This is a genomic window from Streptomyces sp. NPDC002130 (assembly GCF_040296465.1).
GTDB lineage: Bacteria > Actinomycetota > Actinomycetes > Streptomycetales > Streptomycetaceae > Streptomyces.
Window position 1 is genome coordinate 1 of the sequence record NZ_JBEOXI010000456.1, and the last position, 3532, is coordinate 3532.

General features: G+C 70.7%; 3 protein-coding genes and 1 pseudogene. 1 reads left to right on the forward strand and 3 read right to left on the reverse strand.

The window, feature by feature from the left end; genetic code table 11:
- From ABT116_RS40860 to solA, 3 genes and pseudogenes are all read right to left on the reverse strand, one after another.
- Positions 1-260, reverse strand: a pseudogene (locus ABT116_RS40860) (ABC transporter substrate-binding protein); the annotation flags it as partial.
- Positions 261-338: 78 nt separating this feature from the next.
- The gene (locus ABT116_RS40865) at positions 339-1406 is read right to left on the reverse strand and encodes a succinylglutamate desuccinylase/aspartoacylase family protein (RefSeq protein ID WP_351645209.1); all 1068 of its coding nucleotides are present in this window, start codon (positions 1404-1406) and stop codon (positions 339-341) included.
- Positions 1403-2542: an N-methyl-L-tryptophan oxidase gene (gene solA / locus ABT116_RS40870; protein ID WP_351645211.1), complete on the reverse strand. Its 1140-nt coding sequence runs from the start codon at positions 2540-2542 to the stop codon at positions 1403-1405. Before solA ends, ABT116_RS40865 begins: the two co-directional genes overlap by 4 nt.
- A gap of 282 nt (positions 2543-2824) precedes the next feature.
- On the opposite strand from solA, the gene ABT116_RS40875 reads away from it, so the two are divergent.
- Positions 2825-3532 (forward strand): IclR family transcriptional regulator (locus ABT116_RS40875; protein WP_351645213.1); only part of this gene is annotated, 708 nt, incomplete at its 3' end.

The following is a 3532-nucleotide window of genomic DNA, read 5'->3' on the forward strand; positions in this document are numbered from 1 at the left end:
GCATCGTCCAGGTTCAGCACCTTGACCTGGATGCCGGTCTCCTGGGTGAACGGCGTGTAGATCGCCTTCTGCAGCGCCGCGCCATAGGAACCGCCGCTGTCACGGACGACCACCGTCTTGCCGCCCTTGCCGCCGCTGCCGGCGCTGGCCCGGCTGGTACCGGTACCGCATCCGGAGAGGGCGGTCGCGGCGGCGACACCCGCAGTGACCCCGCCTATTCCTCGCAGGAACAGTCTGCGGTCTATTCGGGCATCTTTCATCGTGTGCCTCCTGGGTGGTGCTGGCCGTGGGAAGGGAGTGGCTGGGGACATGGAAAGGGGGGTGGGGGGAAGGGGGGTCTAGGGGCGGGGGTCCGCCTCGTCTGATCCGGCGCCCAGACCGGGGGGCCGGAGGGTGTCGGCCCGGGCGGCCGCGTCGGGGTCCCACGGGACGGCGAGGGCGGCGAGCTCGGCACCGGTGGCGACGGTGAGGCCGTGCATGCCGTAGAAGATCCGTCCGTCGGCCGGGGCGTGGACGGTGTGCTCCGTGCCGTCGGTCGGGTCGACGATGCGGCCGAGGAGGTCGCCCTCGGCGACTTCGCCGATGACGTCGGCGTCGAAGGAGAACTCCGGGAACCACAGGCCGGTGGCCTCGGCGGTGACGCCGGCGGACCAGACCCACTCGCGGATCGGTGCCGGAGTGGAACCGTTCTGGTCGAGGACGCCCAGATGGCGAAGTGCCTTCAGCAGGCCGTCGACACGGCGGAGGGCGGTGGCCTCGTCCCGCCGGCCGAGCTCGCCCACCTCTACGAGGACCGCCGAGATGTTCCGGCGGGCGGCGGCAGCGTGGCTGTTGCCGCCCTCGGGCGTCAGCCCCAGGATGACGTCCTGGATGCCGAAGGAGCCTGCCAGTTCGGCCGTCACCTTGTCCAGGTCCGGGTCACCGGTGAGGCGGTAGCCGACGAAGTCCCGCAGGACCTGGTCGATGCCGCCGCAGTGCAGGTCGATGTAGACGTCGGCGCCGTCGACCAGGTTCGCGAAGAGCCAGGCGGCCAGTCGCTCGGTGGGGCCCCCGGCCGGGTCGCCGGGGAAGACACGGTTGAGGTTCACGCCGTCGACCGGGGAGACGTTGAGCCGGCCCTGGTACACGGCGGGCGGGTTGGCGACCGGACAGATGATCACCTGCCCGCTCACCTCACCGGGCTCCAGCAGGTCTGCCAGGCGCACGGCGGCTTCGATGGGCGTGAACTCGCCGCCGTGCACACCGGCGGTGATGACGACCCGGGGACCCGGGCGGGTTCCGTTGACCAGGGTCACCGGGATGTCCGTGGTGAGGGTGCCGAGATCGGCCTGGACGGTGCCGCGCGCCTTGGTGCCGGGCAGGGCCTGAAGGGAGCCGACGCGGAGGGTGGCGTCCTGCATGGTCATGCCTCCGTACGGCCGACGGTGGACAGGAAGTCGATGGGCTGGGGCGAGGCGCCGTCCAGCGCGAGGTCCGCGGCGATGTCACCGAAGGCGGGCGAGAGTTTGAAGCCGTGGCCGGAGAATCCGGCGAGGAGGATGACGTTCTCGGCGCCGGGCAGCGGGCCGACCAGGGGGCGGCTGCTCTCGGTGTAGCCCTCCATGTAGACGGAAAGGCGGGTGGGGTCCGGGTGCAGGTCGGGCAGATACCGCCCGATCAGCTCGGAAAAGATCTCCAGCTCGTCCGGCCGCACGGTGCGGTCCAGCTGGTTGGGGTCGTCGGCGAGCTGGTGCAGCGCGCGGGACAGTCCGAGCTTGACCGAGATGCCGTCCGGGGAGGGCAGGCCGTAGCAGTGGGTGGGTGCCGTGCGGATGAACGCCGGGCGCTCCTCGCCGAACCAGGCGTCGGGGGCGGTGGGTACGTACCAGGCGCTGACGAGGCGGCGGACTTCCACCTCCCAGGGCAGGTCGGGCAGCAGGTCGTTGACCCAGGGGCCGGGCGTGACGACGGCGGTGTCGAAGCGCTCGCTGCCGGAGTCGGTGCGGATCTCCACGCCGCCGGCGACAGGGACGATCTCGCGGACCGTGCTGTAGCGGTGGATCACGGCGCCCAGCTGCTCGGCGCGGCGGGCGGCGGTCTGGATCGTCAGCTCCGGGCGGATGAACCCGGCGCGGCGGTCGAGGACGGCCGCGTCGCCGTCTTCGATGCGGTACTGCGGGAAGCGCTTGGCGAGCGTCTCGGCGTCCAGTACCTCGTGGTCGAGGTCGTGCTCGGCGATGGACTCGAGGACGGTGGCCATCTGCTGCTGCTCGGTCGGCCCCATGAGCAGGCATCCGGTCAGACGGCGCAGCTCGCGGCCGGTCTCCTGCTGGAGCTGTTCCCAGAGGGCGTCCGCGTGCTTGAGGAGCGGAACGTAACGGGAGTCCTCGAAGTGCGCGCTGCGGAAGATCCGGGACTCGCCGCCTGCGGCACTGCGGTCGTGGCCGGGTGCGTAGCGGTCGTATCCGACGACGTCGGCGCCGCGGGCCGCCAGCCGCCAGGCGGCCTGGCTGCCCATCGTTCCGACGCCGATCACCGCGACGCGCTTCCTGGCAGCTGACACAGGACTTTCCTTTCGTATCGCCGAGGCGCATGCTGAGCCTTCGACGTGAGGCTGTTCGATTCGAGATGGTTTGGGCGGGAGCCAGGTCCCCTCGTGGACCTGCGGCTCGCAACCGCCGCGTCTCGCAGTCCGGCTCACTTCCGGGGGATCTCCCCGAAGACCGTGCCACTATGTGGAATGCTGTGCTAGAATCTGGCACAGAGAATGGCAGCGGCTTCAGGGAGGCGTCAAGAGGGTGTCCAGCAGAATTTTCGAGGATTAACAGGGGGAAACCGGATGGAAATGAAGAGCGTCACCAGGTCGCTCCGGATCCTGGAGGCGGTCGCCCAGCATCAGCCCGTGACCGTAGGGGAGTTGACGAAGCTCTTCGGGCTGCCGAAATCCACCGTGCAGCGCACGTTGGTCACGTTGGCGGAGGCCGGCTGGCTGCGCGCCAACCGCAAGGACACCACCCGCTGGGAGATCGGCGCCCGCGTCCTGGCCGTACGCCCCGCCGCCCTGCAGGGGTCCAGCCTGTTCGCCGCCGCCCGTGAGCCCATGGTTCGCCTTCGGGACGCGGTGAACGAGACCATTCACCTGTCGGTGCCGGACGCCCTGCACTGCATGGTCGTGGTGGACCGCGTCGACTGTGACCACGCGGTACGCACCTTCCACACGATCGGCGACACCTCACCCCTGCACGCCACGGCCGTCGGGCGCGCCGTTCTCGCCCACCTTCCGAGGCGGGACGTCGATGACCTCATCGAGGCGGGGCTGGAGCGGTTCAGCGACACGACCCCCGTCGAGTCCGACGAGCTGCGCGCCGAGCTGGACCGGATCCGCACCGACGGCTACGCGGTCAACCGCAACCAGTACCGGCCGGGTGTCTGCGCCGTCGCCGCCGCCGTGCTCGACGAGGACGGCACCCCGCTGGCAGCCGTGGCCGTCTCCATGCCCGAGGCGCGGTACGACGGTGAGCGGACGCCGAAGTGGGGCCGCCTCGTCGCCGAC

Coding starts and splice junctions, on each gene's coding strand:
- ABT116_RS40865 (WP_351645209.1), bottom strand. CDS start 1,406: ATGACCATGCAGGACGCCACCCTCCGCGTCGGCTCCCTTCAGGCCCTG.